Source organism: Nitrosomonas aestuarii (genome assembly GCF_003046585.1).
GTDB lineage: Bacteria > Pseudomonadota > Gammaproteobacteria > Burkholderiales > Nitrosomonadaceae > Nitrosomonas > Nitrosomonas aestuarii.
Map to the genome: position 1 here is coordinate 43297 of NZ_QAAE01000019.1, position 17270 is coordinate 60566.

Annotated in this window: 20 protein-coding genes and 1 tRNA gene; 6 read left to right on the forward strand and 15 right to left on the reverse strand. The window is 41.4% G+C overall.

Going from position 1 to position 17270, the window contains the following annotated elements:
* Nucleotides 1-139: 139 nt before the first annotated feature.
* Nucleotides 140-1009: a phosphoribulokinase gene (locus tag C8R11_RS13250; protein WP_090701078.1), complete on the reverse strand. Its 870-nt coding sequence runs from the start codon at nucleotides 1007-1009 to the stop codon at nucleotides 140-142.
* A 236-nt stretch (nucleotides 1010-1245) separates the two neighbouring features.
* Between C8R11_RS13250 and C8R11_RS13255 the strand changes: the two genes are divergently transcribed.
* From C8R11_RS13255 to C8R11_RS13280, 6 genes are all read left to right on the forward strand, one after another.
* The gene (locus C8R11_RS13255; protein ID WP_107796118.1) at nucleotides 1246-1782 is read left to right on the forward strand and encodes a hypothetical protein; all 537 of its coding nucleotides are present in this window, start codon (nucleotides 1246-1248) and stop codon (nucleotides 1780-1782) included.
* A gap of 22 nt (nucleotides 1783-1804) precedes the next feature.
* A complete protein-coding gene (locus C8R11_RS13260; protein ID WP_107796119.1) occupies nucleotides 1805-2326 on the forward strand; it encodes a YMGG-like glycine zipper-containing protein in 522 nt (173 codons plus the stop codon).
* A 130-nt stretch (nucleotides 2327-2456) separates the two neighbouring features.
* Nucleotides 2457-2852, forward strand: a complete 396-nt coding sequence (locus C8R11_RS13265) for a hypothetical protein (RefSeq protein WP_107796120.1) — start codon at nucleotides 2457-2459, stop codon at nucleotides 2850-2852.
* A gap of 17 nt (nucleotides 2853-2869) precedes the next feature.
* Entirely contained in the window at nucleotides 2870-3424 is a 555-nt protein-coding gene (locus C8R11_RS13270) for a YMGG-like glycine zipper-containing protein (protein WP_107796121.1), read from the forward strand.
* Between the two features lie 406 nt (nucleotides 3425-3830).
* Nucleotides 3831-4340, forward strand: coding sequence for a hypothetical protein (locus tag C8R11_RS13275; RefSeq protein WP_107796122.1), 510 nt, complete (start codon nucleotides 3831-3833; stop codon nucleotides 4338-4340).
* A 140-nt stretch (nucleotides 4341-4480) separates the two neighbouring features.
* Entirely contained in the window at nucleotides 4481-4840 is a 360-nt protein-coding gene (locus C8R11_RS13280; RefSeq protein WP_090701062.1) for an exosortase system-associated protein, TIGR04073 family, read from the forward strand.
* A gap of 78 nt (nucleotides 4841-4918) precedes the next feature.
* Here the strand turns inward: C8R11_RS13280 and C8R11_RS13285 are convergent, their stop codons facing one another.
* The 14 genes from C8R11_RS13285 to C8R11_RS13350 all read right to left on the reverse strand — a co-directional run bounded on the left by C8R11_RS13285 (nucleotide 4919) and on the right by C8R11_RS13350 (nucleotide 16888).
* Nucleotides 4919-5416, reverse strand: a complete 498-nt coding sequence (locus C8R11_RS13285) for a protein YgfX (protein ID WP_107796123.1) — start codon at nucleotides 5414-5416, stop codon at nucleotides 4919-4921.
* A 107-nt stretch (nucleotides 5417-5523) separates the two neighbouring features.
* Nucleotides 5524-6549: a peptidoglycan DD-metalloendopeptidase family protein gene (locus C8R11_RS13290; protein WP_107796124.1), complete on the reverse strand. Its 1026-nt coding sequence runs from the start codon at nucleotides 6547-6549 to the stop codon at nucleotides 5524-5526.
* A gap of 19 nt (nucleotides 6550-6568) precedes the next feature.
* Nucleotides 6569-7231, reverse strand: a complete 663-nt coding sequence (locus C8R11_RS13295; RefSeq protein WP_107796125.1) for a protein-L-isoaspartate(D-aspartate) O-methyltransferase — start codon at nucleotides 7229-7231, stop codon at nucleotides 6569-6571.
* A gap of 112 nt (nucleotides 7232-7343) precedes the next feature.
* Nucleotides 7344-8087, reverse strand: coding sequence for a 5'/3'-nucleotidase SurE (gene surE, locus C8R11_RS13300; RefSeq protein WP_107796126.1), 744 nt, complete (start codon nucleotides 8085-8087; stop codon nucleotides 7344-7346).
* A 171-nt stretch (nucleotides 8088-8258) separates the two neighbouring features.
* A tRNA-Pro gene (locus C8R11_RS13305) sits at nucleotides 8259-8335 on the reverse strand.
* Nucleotides 8336-8392: 57 nt separating this feature from the next.
* The gene (locus C8R11_RS13310; RefSeq protein WP_107796127.1) at nucleotides 8393-8782 is read right to left on the reverse strand and encodes a MerR family transcriptional regulator; all 390 of its coding nucleotides are present in this window, start codon (nucleotides 8780-8782) and stop codon (nucleotides 8393-8395) included.
* Nucleotides 8760-9068 (reverse strand): integration host factor subunit alpha, encoded by a 309-nt coding sequence (locus C8R11_RS13315; RefSeq protein ID WP_107796128.1) that lies wholly within the window; start codon nucleotides 9066-9068, stop codon nucleotides 8760-8762. The genes C8R11_RS13310 and C8R11_RS13315 overlap by 23 nt, the downstream gene beginning before the upstream one ends.
* A 246-nt stretch (nucleotides 9069-9314) precedes the next feature.
* Complete coding sequence (pheT, locus tag C8R11_RS13320) at nucleotides 9315-11681, reverse strand: phenylalanine--tRNA ligase subunit beta (protein WP_107796129.1); 2367 nt, start codon at nucleotides 11679-11681, stop codon at nucleotides 9315-9317.
* Nucleotides 11682-11710: 29 nt separating this feature from the next.
* Entirely contained in the window at nucleotides 11711-12730 is a 1020-nt protein-coding gene (gene pheS / locus C8R11_RS13325; protein WP_107796130.1) for a phenylalanine--tRNA ligase subunit alpha, read from the reverse strand.
* A gap of 105 nt (nucleotides 12731-12835) precedes the next feature.
* A complete protein-coding gene (gene rplT / locus C8R11_RS13330) occupies nucleotides 12836-13195 on the reverse strand; it encodes a 50S ribosomal protein L20 (RefSeq protein ID WP_090701040.1) in 360 nt (119 codons plus the stop codon).
* A gap of 11 nt (nucleotides 13196-13206) precedes the next feature.
* The gene (gene rpmI, locus C8R11_RS13335) at nucleotides 13207-13404 is read right to left on the reverse strand and encodes a 50S ribosomal protein L35 (protein ID WP_090701037.1); all 198 of its coding nucleotides are present in this window, start codon (nucleotides 13402-13404) and stop codon (nucleotides 13207-13209) included.
* Between the two features lie 158 nt (nucleotides 13405-13562).
* Nucleotides 13563-14135, reverse strand: a complete 573-nt coding sequence (infC, locus tag C8R11_RS13340) for a translation initiation factor IF-3 (protein WP_090701035.1) — start codon at nucleotides 14133-14135, stop codon at nucleotides 13563-13565.
* A gap of 23 nt (nucleotides 14136-14158) precedes the next feature.
* Nucleotides 14159-16066 (reverse strand): threonine--tRNA ligase, encoded by a 1908-nt coding sequence (gene thrS / locus C8R11_RS13345; protein WP_107796131.1) that lies wholly within the window; start codon nucleotides 16064-16066, stop codon nucleotides 14159-14161.
* A gap of 66 nt (nucleotides 16067-16132) precedes the next feature.
* Entirely contained in the window at nucleotides 16133-16888 is a 756-nt protein-coding gene (locus C8R11_RS13350) for a hypothetical protein (RefSeq protein ID WP_107796132.1), read from the reverse strand.
* Nucleotides 16889-17270: the final 382 nt, after the last annotated feature.

The window sequence follows — 17270 nt, forward strand, 5'->3', positions numbered from 1 at the left end:
TGTATTGCAGACCAAGAAACTAAATACAACTTTTGATTTAGAAATAAAATCACTGATTAATTCTGAATCAGACCAATGACAATAATACCGGCACCACTTAAATCTGACTCATGAATTAATCACTACAAATTGACTGAAGCTAAGCTCTGCTCTTAGCGACAATCTCCAACAAGAGCGGTGTCAATATTAATTCGATCGCCATCCCCATTTTCCCACCCGGAACGACAATTGTATTCCGGCGAGACATGAAGGAGTCATGAATCATAGCCAACAGATTGGTAAAATCCACGTTTCTTGGGTTTTTGAAACGAATCACTACCATGCTTTCATCGAGTGTCGGGATTTCCCGTGCTATGAATGGATTTGAAGTATCCACTGTCGGCACTCGCTGAAAATTGATATGTGTACGGGAAAACTGCGGAGTTATGAAATGCACATAATCATGCATACGGCGCAAAATAGTATGTGTAACAGCTTCAGCGGAATATCCACGTGCACTGGTATCACGGAATATTTTCTGTATCCATTCCAAGTTGACAATCGGCACTACGCCGACCAACAAATCTACATATTTTGCAACATCAGCGGTGTCGCTCTTAACACCACCATGCAATCCTTCATAAAAAAGTAAATCAGATCCAGGGGGAATCGGGGACCAGGGTGTAAAAGTGCCTGGTTTCTGATCCCAAGGTGCTGCTTCTTCTTCATTATGCAAATACAAACGGGTTTGGCCTGAGCCACTTTCACCATATTCTCTGAATAACGTTTCCAGTTTTTCAAATTCATTTGCTTCAGGACCAAAATGACTGATAGCCCGACCGTTATCTTTTTCAGATTCCGCAACTGCCTGTTTCATTGCTTCACGATCATAGCGATGAAAACTATCACCTTCAACGACAGCTGCCTTTAAATTTTCACGCCTGAAAATATGTTCAAAGCTATTTTTAACCGTTGATGTGCCTGCGCCAGATGATCCGGTAACAGCAATAACCGGGTGTTTCTGCGACATATTAAATTTCTCCTAAAAAAATAAAAAACAAAATAAATAATTACCGGTACTGGTAAAAACTATCGACGGCGATTTTACGCTAATATGATACCTGCTTTCGATGTAATTGGGCAGATTGAAAAATTCGTTCAGTTTTTATTCAGGTTGAACACCTTACAATTAAATTATTTTTTTGTAAAAGTGCGCAAAAATTAAAAAAATAATATGCGCCACATAACCTCAGATAGAGGATAAACATGAAAAAACTAACAGGAACATTATTGATTTTAGCATTACTGGTTTTAGCTGCGCACAATTCGGCATGGGCACGTGGGGGTAGCGGTGGCGGAAGCAGTATCAGCGGTGGTGGTAGCGGTGGTGGGGGACACTTCAGAGGCGGCGGCGGAGGCAGCCATTTTGGGGGTGGACGTCGTCACCTTGGCGGCGGCCATGGGCATTTCGGACACGGACATAGTCATAATCGATTTAACTTCGGATTTAACTTTGGTGGGTTTTATGGCCCCGGTTATTATGGATCGGGATTTTACAGCTACCCTTACCGCTATGGGTACCGCAGTCCTTACTATTATCCGCGCGCATATGCCTACCCATCACCAGTGATTATTCCCAGAACGCCACCTGTCTATATACAGCGAGAAACTCCTGTGACAGCATCCACTCAGCCACAGACGAATTACTGGCATTACTGCCGTAACCCGGAAGGCTATTATCCATATATTAAACAATGCCCCGAGGGTTGGCTTCAAGTAGCACCTCAGCCAACACCGCGATGACACTGATGCAGACGAGAAAATAATGATATCCGGACTACGAAAGTCAGCTTTGCTATCTGTTTTGTTGGTTCTTACAGCTTGCGTCACCATGCCTACGGGTCCAAGTGTTATGGTTTTACCGGGCGCAGGCAAAAATTTCGAACAGTTTCGTTATGATGATTATGAATGTAGGCAATACGCCCATGAACAGGCAGGCGGAACTACAGCAAAAGACGCCGCAGTGAGTAGCGGATTAAACAGTGCGGCAATTGGTGCGGGACTTGGCGCAATAGCCGGTCTAGCTATCGGCGGTGGCGAGGGTGCAGCCATCGGTGCCGGCGCAGGCCTGTTGGCTGGCGGGCTTTCCGGTTCAGGAACGGCCAGAACATCTGGACATATCGGTCAAGAGCGCTATGACAACGGATATATACAATGTATGTATGCAAAAGGCCATAATGTCCCGGTCTCCGGAAGCATCAGAAATAATTCAGACTTATATAATCATAACAATAGCGTTTCAACGCCACCACCGCCACCCGGTTACCCGTCTCCTTTTCGATATTGATTGATCACCGACATGACTTCATTGTACAAAAACAAGGTTTGTTTTAAGATTCCCCAAATGACACGAAAACAGAAATCTTTTTTTCAATACTTATAGGAGCTTCTGTTACTCTTCTCAACGGGATACACGTATGAAAAAATCAATTTTATTCTATCTGATAATTGTGCTACCCGCTGTCGGCACCCCTAATCTGTTATCAGCGCATGGTGGGCGAATCGACAGGTTTAATTTTGGAATACACTTAGGCTATCCGGGTTACTATGGATACAACTACTACGATCCTTTCTACGACCCTTTCTTCTATCCGCCTTTTTATAATTATCCACCTGTTGTTGTCCCTTTAGTACCGCCAGTAGTCGTGCCACCGACACCACCTGTTTACATTCAACAACAAGAGGAGCCTGCCGCAGCTCAACCACAAACTAATGACTGGTACTACTGCCAAGATCCGAATGGCTATTATCCATATGTTAAACAGTGTCCCGGCGGCTGGTTGCGTGTAAGCCCTCACCCACCTGCACAATAAATATCACGAGGTATAATATGTTTAAAATTTCAAAATCACGCCTACTATCCCTGCCATTATTAACAACTGTGCTGGCTGCTTGTGTAAGTTTGCCAACAGGTCCAAGTGTCATGGTTCTGCCAGGCTCCAGTAAAAGCTTCGAACAGTTTCGCTATGATGATTATGATTGCAGACGCTACGCTTATCAGCAAGTAGGTGGAACAACGCCAAGGGCTGCATCTATATCCAGCGGCGTTGAAAGCGCCGCTGTTGGCACAGGGCTTGGCGCCGCAGCTGGAGCTGCATTTGGTGGTGGCGAGGGGGCTGCCATAGGTGCAGGCGCTGGCTTATTGGCGGGTGGTTTAGCAGGATCGGGGGCCTCCAGAACATCCGGCTACGAGAACCAGTACCGTTATGATGTCGGTTATATTCAATGTATGTATGCAAAAGGTCACCGTGTTCCTGTATCCGGCAGAATCACAAGCGACCAAACCACAATCAACCAAAAACCAGCTAAAATTTTACCCTCCCCTCCAGGTTTTACACCGCCACCACCACCGCCAGGAAATCCACCACCTGCACCGCCACAATAAATTTATCCAGGGTTGCTTGACATTTTTTGCAACTTTTTCAAGCAAATCTGGAGCATATCTAAATTCTATTTTGCATATAATTTACGCATTTTGAAGTAGCATTGCTTAATATAATGAAGAAAAATGAAGCAAAAGCCATACAGGACAACCAGAATCTCGATAAATAATGCCAGCAAACAAGCTGCTGAATATCTTTAGATACCGTAACTATTTGGTAAAACTGTGCTTTCTGCTTAAGCAATTTAATCAGTACTTCCCTAAATATGGTTTTAAGCTAAAATACAACATTGATATACATCCGTAATTTGACAATAATATATGCAAAGAACATGCGGATTTAACGCATCTCAATTTTTAACTGACACAATTTTAACTATAAATATAATATTCAGGGAGTACGAAAACCGTGAATCCAATTGTACCGATCATAATGGCATTCGGCGCTGTTTTATTTCTTGTTGGAGTAATTGTTCTAGCCAGGCTCACCGTCAAAAAAACCAAAACAATCAAATTTTTTGGCAAGGAATATCGTTTATGGCGCTTTGTATTTACTACAACTTCATCGGGCATGGCGCTCATCATGTTATCAATTTATACACATAAACTTTTACCGCCCGAGTCCATACAATCTGAATCCACTCAAGCAGTGATAGGTGTATCCAGCAATTTAAGATATGAACTTGAAACCATTTTGCCAAACGATCAAAACAATGCCAGAATGTTGAATACTATTACTCGCTTCCAGAAAGAATACCAGGAAGCACTGCAGAACAAAGATAAAATTACATTAGATATTTTAACTATGGAAATGACTCAGATAATCGAACTAGAATTGGAAAAACAAGAGCATCCATCGCACCAAATCAGCTCGGAAATTAATAGAATCATGCGTTTCTTGAAACAAAAACCTGACTGAATAATCAGAATTCTGGGAGGTGATAACAACAGGAAAAATTAACGAGGTTTTCTACTGTATCTGCATAGGGTCTCACAAGCGTATAATCGAGATAATGTCATCATGAAACACGACTCCCCATAAATTTAAGAGGCTAATCCATGAAAAAAACGATCCAAATACTGATCATTCTAGTCACATTATTGCTCTTACCAAATGTGGCGCTAGCACATAACTATCCGACAAAAGTGGGTGAAAAACTAGGTAACGGAATTGCCAATGCAGTCACTGGTGTTGTGGAAATCCCTAAAACCATGATCATAACCGGCCGTAGACATGGCGCTACTTATGGCATGACAGCCGGTTTTTTTACTGGTCTGTTTCACGCTGTCGGACGTAGTGTCACTGGCGCACTTGACATAGCAACATTTTTGGTACCGACAACACCGATCGTCAGACCCAACTATATCTGGGATAATTTTGATCGGGAAACATCTTACAGTGCATGGCAGATGCGTTAAACATTCATATCATTTTTAATCAGGATATTAAGTTTAACCCCTTCCGCATGAAATAATCCCGTGGTTATTTCATGCGTCTCACTCATAGGTTTGCTTCCACTGCCAGCGCAATAACACTCTTAATTGCCTAAATTCTTCAACATCAAGAGTATCGGACATAATAATCACACTACGTGTGGGCCAGCAATGCGCCGGCTGCAAAATTAATACTGTTAAATAAGATGATACAAAAGTTGAACTCAGTACGGTACAATCAATGACCCTACCACTGGCTGTATATAACTCACAATCGGCTTTATCAGAGAATTTTAATAACACGGCGGAATTTGCAAAACTCAGTCGCACAGCATGGCCGAAGTAAAAGCACAAACTAACAATCAATAACAACAAGCCAACCCACTTAACATTAATCGATACCGTCAAAAAACATAATATTAACGCAGCCGCGCAGTGCGTTACCAAGAGTATGGCGGCAAGTTGTTTAGAAGACTTAAGATGGACGGTTAACTTGGACATAACGGTAATAATATAATAGGCAGCTATAAAGAGGTTCGCCGCAAAACGTACAATACTCAAGCAGCTATTATTATCGCCACATGTTAGCTATCATCTATATATTCAATTACTGGAATAACAGCGCATCAGAAATAAAATAGATAATCCGTGCAACCCCCAATGTGCAGTTAATCCGGATTCGCAGGTAAAAATTTCAAGGGATCTACCGGCTTACCATGCCTCCTGATTTCAAAATGTAATTGAGGCATATTGGTGTCCGTATCACCCATTTCCGCTATTTTCTGACCTTGTACGACAGCTTCTCCTTCTTTTACGAGTAACTTACTGTTATGCGCATAGGCACTGAGAAGCGCATCATCATGTTTAATAATAATAAGATTGCCGTATCCACGCAAACCATTCCCACTATAAACAACTTCACCTGCAGCAGTGGCCAAGATTGATTGTCCTAATTGTCCGGATATTTTCACCCCTTTTGAATTATTTGAGAAAGCAGACAGTATCTTTCCCGTTACAGGCCATATCCAATCTGTTTTAGATGAATCTAAAGAAACTTTCGTCTCTTGCTCAACTGGCTTTGGCGCATCTTCAATACGAGTACCCGTTACAGCAACAGTTGAATAATCAGTAGTCTGCTTATTAAATGACGGGTTGACTGAATATTGTAATCGCGCCACATTCTGTTCAGAATATGGCAACTTCAATGCCTTAGGGGATGTTTTAACTTTTTCTATCGCGAAATCCTGCGTTGAACTTACCGCAGAGTTCGGCGCGCCATCAGCCAAATCCAATGCAGGATCGACAACCGACATTACAGCATGTTGCGGCACAGCAAACAGTGTTGGTTCAGCTTCTTTTGAAGGTACTGACAGATTAATTCGTTGACCAGGTTTGATTGTCTCTGGATCGGTGATATTGTTCCAATCAGCCAGTTCTTTCTGATCAATACCATGATTGAGTGCAATGCTATAAAACGTATCGCCTTTTTGAACGATGTAGAATTGATCGATTTGCTTTGCGTTTGAAATATCTGCCGTCTTCTCAGGCGTTATTGTTCGTTCAACCACTGGAGCTGGGCCTTTGGTTGTCTCACAGCCGATAAGTAAAAATAAAAAAACAAATAACCAGCAAGCACTCAGTGCTGTCTTCCTGATACCAACGTATGTTTTCAATTGTACTTGGTCATTATTCATTGCAGTTTTCTCGGCATCATTATTTTTTTATAACACCGGATAGTATGGGCACAAAATTTACTTCTTCCAATACTGTTTCAATAAATCCCTGCGTATTTCTTTCAATGATACACAAGTTTTGTTTGCGGCTCCCTTTAGGGAATACTATACGACCACCTAAAGCCAGTTGATTTAACAAAACGGGGGGAATATGTGCAGTCACCGCAGTTATAATAATACCGTCAAATGGGCCTGATTCGGACAATCCGAGCATACCATCCGCATGTTTCAAGAAAATGTTTCGAATTTGTAATTTATGCAAACGAATACGTGTACGTGTCAATAACGGACCAATGCGCTCAATTGAGTAAACCTGGCGCGCAAGTTGTGCCAGTATAGCTGTTTGGTATCCGCAGCCCGTTCCAATTTCCAACACATTGCCCAGATTTGAATTGGCACGTAATAACTCACTCATACGAGCAACAATCCAAGGACTGGAAATAGTTTGTCCGAAATTGATAGGCAGAGAAACATCCTCATAGGCACGGCTAGCCAATGCTTCTTCAATAAAAAGATGACGCGGAATAGTGTTCATAACCGACAGAACAACTTCATCAGCTATTCCTTGATCACGCAATCGCTCAATCATACGCATGCGTGTGCGTTGCGAAGTCATGCCAATTCCTGAAACATGAGTACTCACAGCTTACTATCCATTCAATTTATGACCACTTCTAACGTTAAATGCGACTTCCAACTTCCTCTGATAAGTGAAGGTGCTTGACACCCCACTACCCTACCAAAATTTCAAGATGCTATTCTTTCAGCCACTTGGTAACGAATTCCATTTGATCAAACCGCGTTAAATCGATTTGTAATGGTGTAATCGAAACATGGTTAAACTGCACGGCATGAAAATCCGTTCCTTCTCCCGCGTCTTGCGCAGCTCCAGCCGCGCCTACCCAATACACCGTTTCACCGCGCGGACTTGAGGATTTTATTACAGGTTCAGCTTTGTGCCTGCGACCCAATCGAGTTACGCGAAAACCTTCTATCTGTGCATACTCGACGTCAGGTACATTAATATTCAGTAAGATAGGAATTTTTGATTGATTTCTATTGAAGCGTTTAACGAGGTCAACTACTACGCGCGCTGCTGACACGTAGTATCCATTCGATGCACTGGCCAAAGATACTGCCAAGGAAGGTACACCTAACAAAAACCCTTCTGTTGCCGCAGCCACTGTTCCAGAATAAATAGTATCATCACCCATATTCGCGCCATGATTGATGCCCGAAACAACCATATCCGGCAACACATCAAGCATACCTGTTACAGCCAGATGAACACAATCAGTTGGTGTCCCGTTCACATAATAAAAACCATTGTGTGAACGGTGCAGACTTAACGGACGATCAAGCGTTAAGGAATTACTTGAACCGCTTCTGTCGCGTTCAGGGGCTACGACAATAATTTCTGCAACACTTGCCAATGCTTCTGCCAAGCACGCAAGGCCCGGCGCAAAATATCCATCATCATTACTAAGTAAAATGCGCATTTTCTAAAATGCTTTCAAGTTAACAAGAGCGGAACCACAAAAAATACGCATCAATAAAATATAATTAAAAATAATCTGAAAAGCGCTCTGAATCAGTCAAAATAAGAAAGATCAATAGATCTTATCAATAGTGAACCATGTAAATTCATTTAAAACCAGTGATATATATCATGGTCGGGGCGAGAGGATTTGAACCTCCGACCACTTGCACCCCATGCAAGTACGCTACCAGGCTGCGCTACGCCCCGTCAACTGGAGATTATAGCAAACAAGCCAAACATAAAAAACAGCAGATGCAATAACTATTATGAAGTGGAATGCAGAATAGACAAGATACTTTTAATTTCGCGTCGAACATAATTCACGTCAACTGAAGACTGTGATATTGAATCTTCTCCTGTTTCGTGAAAGGACCACGAATGCGCTGCATTTTGTTCGAGACGGTTCCGAGCTCCATTAATTGTAAATCCCTGATCGTAAAGGAGTTCCCTGATTCTCCGAATTAATAAAACTTCCTGATGCTGATAGTACCGGCGGTTACCGCGACGCTTAACCGGCCTCAACTGAGTAAATTCTTGTTCCCAATAACGCAATACATGCGGCTTGACGCCACACAATATACCCACTTCACCAATTGTAAAATAGCGTTTTGCTGGAATTGGTGGGAAGCTATTATTTATCTTCTTGTTTTCCATGGTAGTTTTGTTCAACCATGTTTTTTAGTTTCTGACTAGCATGAAACGTAACAACACGCCGGGCGGTGATCGGTATTTCCTCTCCTGTTTTAGGATTCCTTCCTGGCCGCTGCGGCTTTGTTCGCAAATGAAAATTCCCAAAGCCCGATAGCTTCACGCCTTCTCCCTTTTCAAGTGCTGCCCGAACTTCTTCGTAAAAAGACTCCACCATATCTTTGGCCTCACGTTTATTTAGTCCTACATTTTCAAATAACAAATCAGCTAGTTCAGCTTTTGTAAGAGCCATATTATTCTCCGCAAGTTATTAGATTAAAATTTTTATTTTTTATAATGATAGTGCTTACTATGACTTACAATTATTGAAATTGATTTTTTATCCAAGCTCCACGTTATTTGTTATTTCAGCTTGTTCTTTTAACACAACACCATAGGCCATTTTTCATATTATACCAATTACAATTAAAATGATTAATTAATACTGGCTTTATACTTCATTAGATCTCTGATTTTGTGTTATAAAATCATAATAGTTTCAGTTCCTCAATATTGCGTCGAATTTTGTTGCCAGAACTTGAAGTAAATTGGCTATTATTATGTCAGCATCTTCATCAGTTAATGTTCTTCCCACATCTTGCAATATCACCCTGAATGCCAGGCTTTTTTTATTTTCACCAACGGACTTACCACGATAGATGTCAAACAATGCAATCTCAGTTACAACTGCAGGTTTTTTTTCATACAAACTAGATATGATTGACTGTACATTAATCTGATTGTCAACAACCACTGCAATGTCCCGTCTTACAGGTGGAAATTTGGCCGTTTCCTTTACTTGCATTAATTGCATTGGCAATAAGCTGTCCAGTATCAACTCAAACAATATCACTGGCTTCGCAATATCATATTTTTTCTGCCAGTGTGGATGTAATTCTCCTAACCACCCAACAGGTTTGGCACCCATCATAACCTGAGCAGATTTACCCGGATGAAAAGCCGGATGAGAAATTGCTTGAAATTCTACTTCTTTTGAGCGATAAAGCACTTCTATATCAGATTTTACATCATAAAAATCTATCGTGCGTGATGGTTCTCCCCATTGCTCAATATGCACATCACCATATCCAAGTCCCGCCAACCTTTCAATCTGCTGACAGTGGCCGGTCGAGTTTCTTTCAAAGCAACAACCCATTTCAAACAAACGCACCCGGTCCTGCTTGCGATTTAAATTAAACTGTAGATTCGCTATAAGCCCGCCTAGCAAACTACTGCGCATAACATTCAGATTACTTGCAATAGGGTTTTTTAACGCAATTGGATCCTTATTCTGAATCAGATCAGTTTCCCAAACTTTATCAACAAAAGCATAATTAACTACTTCCTGATAATCGCGCATTACAAGCATTTGTTTTATCTGTGCAGGCACACGTAGCGATTCAGGCGCAGCAAGCATAGTCAATCCAGCTGACGGCAATTGTGCAGCAATTTCATCGTAGCCATGAATTCTGGCCAATTCTTCAATAAAGTCTTCTTCGATAGCAAGATCAAAACGATAACTTGGGGGTATAACAGTAAACACATCGTCAGTTTCCGAGTAATCAAACTGCTGGCGCGTAAAATATTCAGAAATCTGATCTCTATCCAGAGTAATTCCTAATACCCGTTGTACTCGACTGGTTCGGACTGAAACTGAACGACGCTGTGGTAACTGATGCCTTATTTCATTTATTGGGCCAGCTTTTCCGCCACAAATGGACTTTATCAATGCTGTTGCGTGTTCCAGTACACTGTGCGTTGCTGCAAAGTCCACGCCCCGTTCAAATCGATAAGCAGAATCAGAACTAAACCCAAGGAGAAAAGATTTACCTGAAATCACATCTGGATCAAAAAAAGCGCATTCCAAAAAAATATCAACCGTTCCTTCTGCTACACCAGTACTGGAACCCCCCATAATACCAGCAAGCGCCAGCGGCTTTCGATCATCAGATATCAATAACATATCGGAAGTCAATTCTACTCGATTCTCATTAAGCAATTGTATTGTTTCATCAATCTTTGCGTAGCGTACATGAATGTGGCCATCAAGCTTTGCCAGATCAAAAGCATGCATCGGCTGTCCGGTTTCCAGTAACACATAATTGGTAATATCCACCACTGCATTAATTGAACGCAAGCCACTACGTTCCAACCGCTGCTCCATCCACAATGGCGTTTCCACATTCGATTTAATACCGCGAATGATTCGACCACAATATAAGGGACATGCCTTCGATGCATGAATATTTATATCGAGCCTGTCTTCTATTTCCTCTTGTACAGGTTCAATCCTTAAAGGAGTGAGTTTTGTATTGGTAACTGCAGATATTTCACGCGCTACACCATAAACGCCCAAACAATCCGCTCTGTTCGGCGTAAGGCTTAATGTAAAGACGTTGTCATCCAATGCAAAATATTTACGAAAATCTTGACCCACTGGCGCTGTTTCAGGCAATAGTAGTAATCCAGCAGCATCTTCACTGATACCGAGTTCACGCGCAGAACAAAGCATGCCGAATGATTCAATACCACGCAATTTTGTTTTTTTAATTACGATACCTGACAACTGCGAACCTACTAATGCACATGGTACTTTAATGCCGACTTGAACATTTGGTGCACCGCAAACAATTTGCAATGGGTTTTCTGCCAGCTCACCAGCATTAACCAAGCAAACGCTCAAACGATCTGCATCAGGATGTCTTTCTACGCTCAACACCTCGGCAACAACAACTCTTTCAAATGGTATCGAAATAGATTCGACATTTTCGACTTCTATACCGGCCATGGTTAAAATATGTGCGAGTTCGTTACTTGAACAGCTTGGATTAACAAAAGTGCGCAACCAGTTTTCTGAAAATTTCATGAGAATGTATGATTAATATTCAGGTTAAATTAATTAAATTGTTTCAAAAAACGCAAATCATTTTCAAAAAATAAACGCAAGTCACTGACACCATATCTCAGCATTGTGAGTCTTTCAACGCCCATACCAAATGCAAAACCAATATAACGCTCTTGATCAATGTTGACATGCTTTAGCACGTTAGGATGCACCATGCCACATCCCAATACCTCCAGCCAACCGGACTGACTACATATACGACACCCGTTCCCATTGCATCTCACACAGCTGATATCCATTTCAGCAGATGGCTCTGTAAATGGAAAAAAGGATGGTCTAAAACGCACTGACAAATCATTCCGCTCAAAAAAGTGAGCCATAAAGTTCTCCAGTACACCTTTAAGTGCGGCAAAGTTCGCCTGCTCGTCAATCCACAAGCCCTCAACCTGATGAAACATCGGTGTGTGTGTTACATCCGAATCACACCGATATACACGCCCTGGCGCAATTAATTTTATAGGCGGTTGATTTTCCAGCATAAAACGTATTTGAACCGGCGAAGTATGTGTGCGGAGCAAATCTCCATTATCAATATAAAACGTATCATGCATTGCACGTGCCGGATGATTCTCAGGAATATTAAGCGCGGTAAAATTATAAAAATCAGTTTCAATTTCCGGACCGGTAGCCACCTCGTAGCCGATAGAATGAAAGAGTGATTCGATCCGCATTAACGTTTGCGTCACAGGATGCAGTCCACCTTTACCATACCCTCTGCCTGGTAGGGTAACATCGAGCGCTTGCTCTTTCAGCTTCTCTTCAAGTTTTTTTTCCTGAAGGAATGACCGACGGTTATTTAGTAATGTTTCTAATTGATTTTTGGCCAGATTAATACGCGAACCCATGGCTGGACGTTGTTCCTCGGGTAAATTACCCAATCCTTTTAGCATATTAGTTAACTCACCTTGTTTACCAAGATAGCGCGCTTTTACCTGTTCAAGTTCTGTCGCATTATTTATAGAACTGAATAAGCTGGTTGCCTCTCCCAGGATTTCATCTAAATCTCTCATGAAAATTTGGACTCGAATTTAATTTCAGTAAAAATATTTTACTTAACAACAAAAAGGGAGGTATGGGCTACAACCCAACCTCCCTGTACACATGATTTCAGTCAGTTAAGCTGCCAAACTGGCTTTAGCCTGTTCAGCAATTTTTCCAAAAGCAGTTTTATCAAATACAGCCAGATCAGCCAAAACTTTTCTATCGATTTCGATACTTGCTTTCTTCAAGCCATTCATGAATACACTGTAAGATAATCCACATTCACGTGCAGCAGCGTTAATACGTGTAATCCATAGAGCTCTAAACTGACGTTTTCGCTGACGTCTGTCTCTATATGCATACTGCCCTGCTTTCATAACCGCTTGCTTGGCAATACGGTATACATTTTTGCGGCGCCCCCGATAACCCTTGGCTAAATTCAGTATCTTTTTGTGTCGCGCATGTGCCGTTACGCCACGTTTTACTCTAGGCATTATTATCTCCTTTAAGCATATGGCAACATCGAATGAACCGCCGCCGCATCACTTGGATGAACCGTCACTATCCCTCTTAACTGGCGCTTATTTTTAGTTGTTTTTTTTGTTAAAATATGGCGCTTGAAGGCTTTTGCGCGTTTGATGCTACCATTTGCGCGTACTCTAAAGCGTTTCGCTGCTCCACTTTTAGTTTTCATTTTAGGCATTTAACTCTCCTTTTTAATATGACTCAGGGTGTTTCTATAACAGAAATCTTCTTAAAAACCCAGGTTCACTTGTTTACTACTGCATGATGTTTGTATAAGTGATACATTTTACTTTGTTTTTTGCCAAAGCCGACAGTAAAAAACATCTCAAAAAATGGCTAAGATGTGGTTGTGGATCCACTTTCTGTTGCTTTTGTTTTTCCCGGTTTTATATCTTTTTTCTTAGGCGACAACACCATCACCATTTGACGGCCCTCCATCTTTGGAAATTGCTCAACCACAGCTTGCGATTCGAGATCATCCCGTACACGTTCAAGCAATCGGACTCCAAATTCTTGGTGGGCCATTTCACGACCGCGAAAGCGTAATGTAACTTTAACCTTATCTCCATCATCCAAGAAATGAGTCAAGTTACGCAACTTAATACGATAATCACCTTCATCCGTATTCGGTCTGAACTTGATTTCTTTAATTTGAACCTGCTTTTGTTTCAGCTTAGCATCATGCTTTCGTTTGCTTTCTTGATAGCGGAACTTACCATAATCCATTAATCGGCATACAGGCGGTTGCGCAGTAGGTGCTATCTCGACTAAGTCTACACCTGCCTCTTCAGCCAATTCACTTGCCTGGGCAAGTTTAACTATGCCTATTTGTTCTCCATCAACACCGATTAAGCGTACCTCTGGCACATCTATTTCATCATTAATGCGCGCTGTTTTCTCTTGTGCTATGGCAATTCTCCAAATAAAAAATATTATACCTTTAAAGCTACTTCTTCTTTAAGGTGCTCAACCAGTTTCAACAAAGTCATTTGACCTAAATCTTGTCCTGCACGATTTCGAACTGAAACTTGACTCGTACTCACTTCCGCATCACCCACAATTATCTGGTAAGGAAGCTTCTGCATACTATGCTCACGAATTTTATAGGTTATTTTCTCATTTCTCAAGTCTTGGCTAACTCTAAAACCATAACGATTCAGCTCATCGGTTATTTTTTTTGCATAATTTATCTGTCCCTTCGATATATTTAATACAACAGCCTGCACTGGCGCCAACCACAATGGGAATGCGCCCGCGTAATTTTCGATTAATATACCTATAAAACGTTCAAACGATCCTAAAATCGCTCTATGTAGCATTACGGGCACTTGCCTTGAGTTATCCTCAGCCACATATTCGGCGCCCAGTCGTTCAGGCATAGAAAAATCTAACTGTAATGTACCACATTGCCAAATACGACCAATGCAATCTTTTAATGAGAATTCTATTTTAGGTCCATAAAACGCCCCTTCACCTGGCTGAAGTTCCCATTCAAGTTTTGCCTCTTTCAAAGCTGCTTCTAATGCGGCCTCTGACTTATCCCATTGTGCATCTGTCCCTACACGTTTGGCCGGTCTTGTCGATAATTTCACCAGAAGCTCTTTAAATCCAAAGTCGTCATACACCCGTTTTAACAAGTTTATGAATTTAACAACTTCTTCTTGGGTTTGGTTTTCGGTACAAAAAATATGTGCATCATCCTGAGTAAATGCACGAACACGCATAATCCCATGCAAAGCACCTGAGGCTTCATTACGATGGCATGAGCCAAACTCTGCCAGTCTGATTGGCAAATCGCGATAGCTTCTCAGTCCCTGTTTAAATACTTGAACATGACCGGGACAATTCATTGGTTTTATTGCAAAACTACGTTCATCCGCATCAGTTACAAACATATTTTCGCGAAAATTATCCCAGTGCCCGGATTGTTTCCACAGCTCTTTATCAATTATCTGTGGCGTGCGTATTTCCAAATACGCATTACTATTTTGTATTTTCCGCATATATTGCTCAATTTGCTGCCAGAGCGTCCAGCCTTTAGAATGCCAGAATACCATTCCAGGGGCTTCTTCCTGGGTATGAAATAAATCTAATTGCTTACCGATTTTGCGATGATCTCTCTTTTCCGCTTCTTCAAGTCTATTCAGGTAATGTTTTTGATCATCTTTTTTCGACCATGCGGTTCCATAAATTCTTTGCAACATTTCATTGTTGGAATTACCGCGCCAATAAGCCCCGGCAACTTTCATCAATTTAAAAACCTTTAATTTAGAAGTTGTGGGTACATGCGGACCTCGGCACAAATCGGTAAAATTACCTTGAGAATAGAGTGACAGTTCTTCATCACCCGGAATAGATTCAATAATCTGCGCCTTATAATATTCGCCTTGTTGTTTAAAAAAATTAATCGCCTCAGATCGATCATAAATCTTTCGCTCTATCTTAATGTTCCGCTTACTAATCTCCAGCATTCTTTTTTCAATGGCTTCAAGATCCTCTGGAGTAAAAGGCCGTGTATAGGAAAAATCATAATAAAAGCCATCTTCTATCACAGGGCCAATTGTGACCTGCGCTTCTGGAAACAACTCCTTAACTGCATGTGCCAACAAGTGCGCACTTGAATGTCGTATAATTTCCAATCCTTCAGAGTCATTTTCTGTAATGATCTCTAGCTCGCTATCCCTGTCTATCAAGCTGTCAACGTCAACTAATTTACCATTGACCTTACCAGCTAATGCGGCTCGCGCTAGCCCAGGACCTATTGAAGAAGCAACATCAAGAACGGTTACAGGTTGATCAAAAACCCGTTCCGAGCCATCCGGCAATCGAATTACTGTCACGAACTTTCCTTAATTTAAATAGCCATGAATTATAATGTCAAATCGGGCACACAAAATAACAAAAATTTAATTTGCAATGGTAGTTTTATACCAATAATTAAGCTTCTGCAACCCCATCAATAATTTAGGTGCAAAACCAATTGCAACTGCATCAACCAGACAATACCATGCTGCAACCCCACTAGGTGGATTTCCTTGTGTCCAATCAAATACAGGTTCAATTGCAGCCCATTTCCAAGTGCCTGCAGCTGTACCAATTATCTCAAGCCAAGTACATATAAAAAAAGCGCCCAGATATACTAGTGGTGATCGACCCTTAAGAACACAAATCACAAAAATAACAAACAAGAATGCACCAACCTGATCACCTTGCTCAGGAATTCCACTAATACCCCATAGGGACCACAGCCCACCTGTAATAAACACAAAAATAGCAATTTTTCTCGCATACATTTGAAAAAAACCAGAACGTGCCAAGGCAACAGCTGTTAAATAAACCATACCATGTCCTGGAGGTACATAGTGCGGAACATTTTCAAAGCGGTAGGTATACCCTTCCATGTAAATCGAAGCAAAATGCTCTCCCGCGGTAGCAAAGGCTACAGCAATAAAAACCTGCATTCTTACTTCTTTATTCTCCCCAATTAATAAACCCAGCAAAAAAATCCAAGCTATTACCCCAAGAATATTTTGCATCGTTAAGCTTGCACTACCATCTATAACTAAGCTGACTCCAACACAAAAAAAGGTAAATCCAGCGATAAAGTAATCACGGCTCCGATGCGGGTAGGCAACGCCTTGTTGTGGTAAATGTTGCAACATGTCAAGTCTCTATGTTAAACAAAAAACCCGCCAGCGGCGGGTCATAAAAATTAAAAATAAAACTACATTTCAATTTTGTATCGCTAATGGCTGCCAGACCAAGCTGGCAGCCTATGATGCAATATCAGCGCTGTAAAAAACTAAAAAGCCCGAAATTAACACTTAATTAATGCGATCGTTTGCAATCTTTTCTTATTAAAGTACAACCCGTCGAATAATCACTTCGATTATCCCATTTAAACTGAATCTTGCGATAAATTTAATAATCGTCGTCATCGTCGTCATCGTCGTCGTCCTCATTATCCCAGTCGTCCCAGTCGTCAGCCTTTAATACCAGCTTACCCTCAGCACGACTCGCATCAAGGTCAGTCATCGGCGCTTC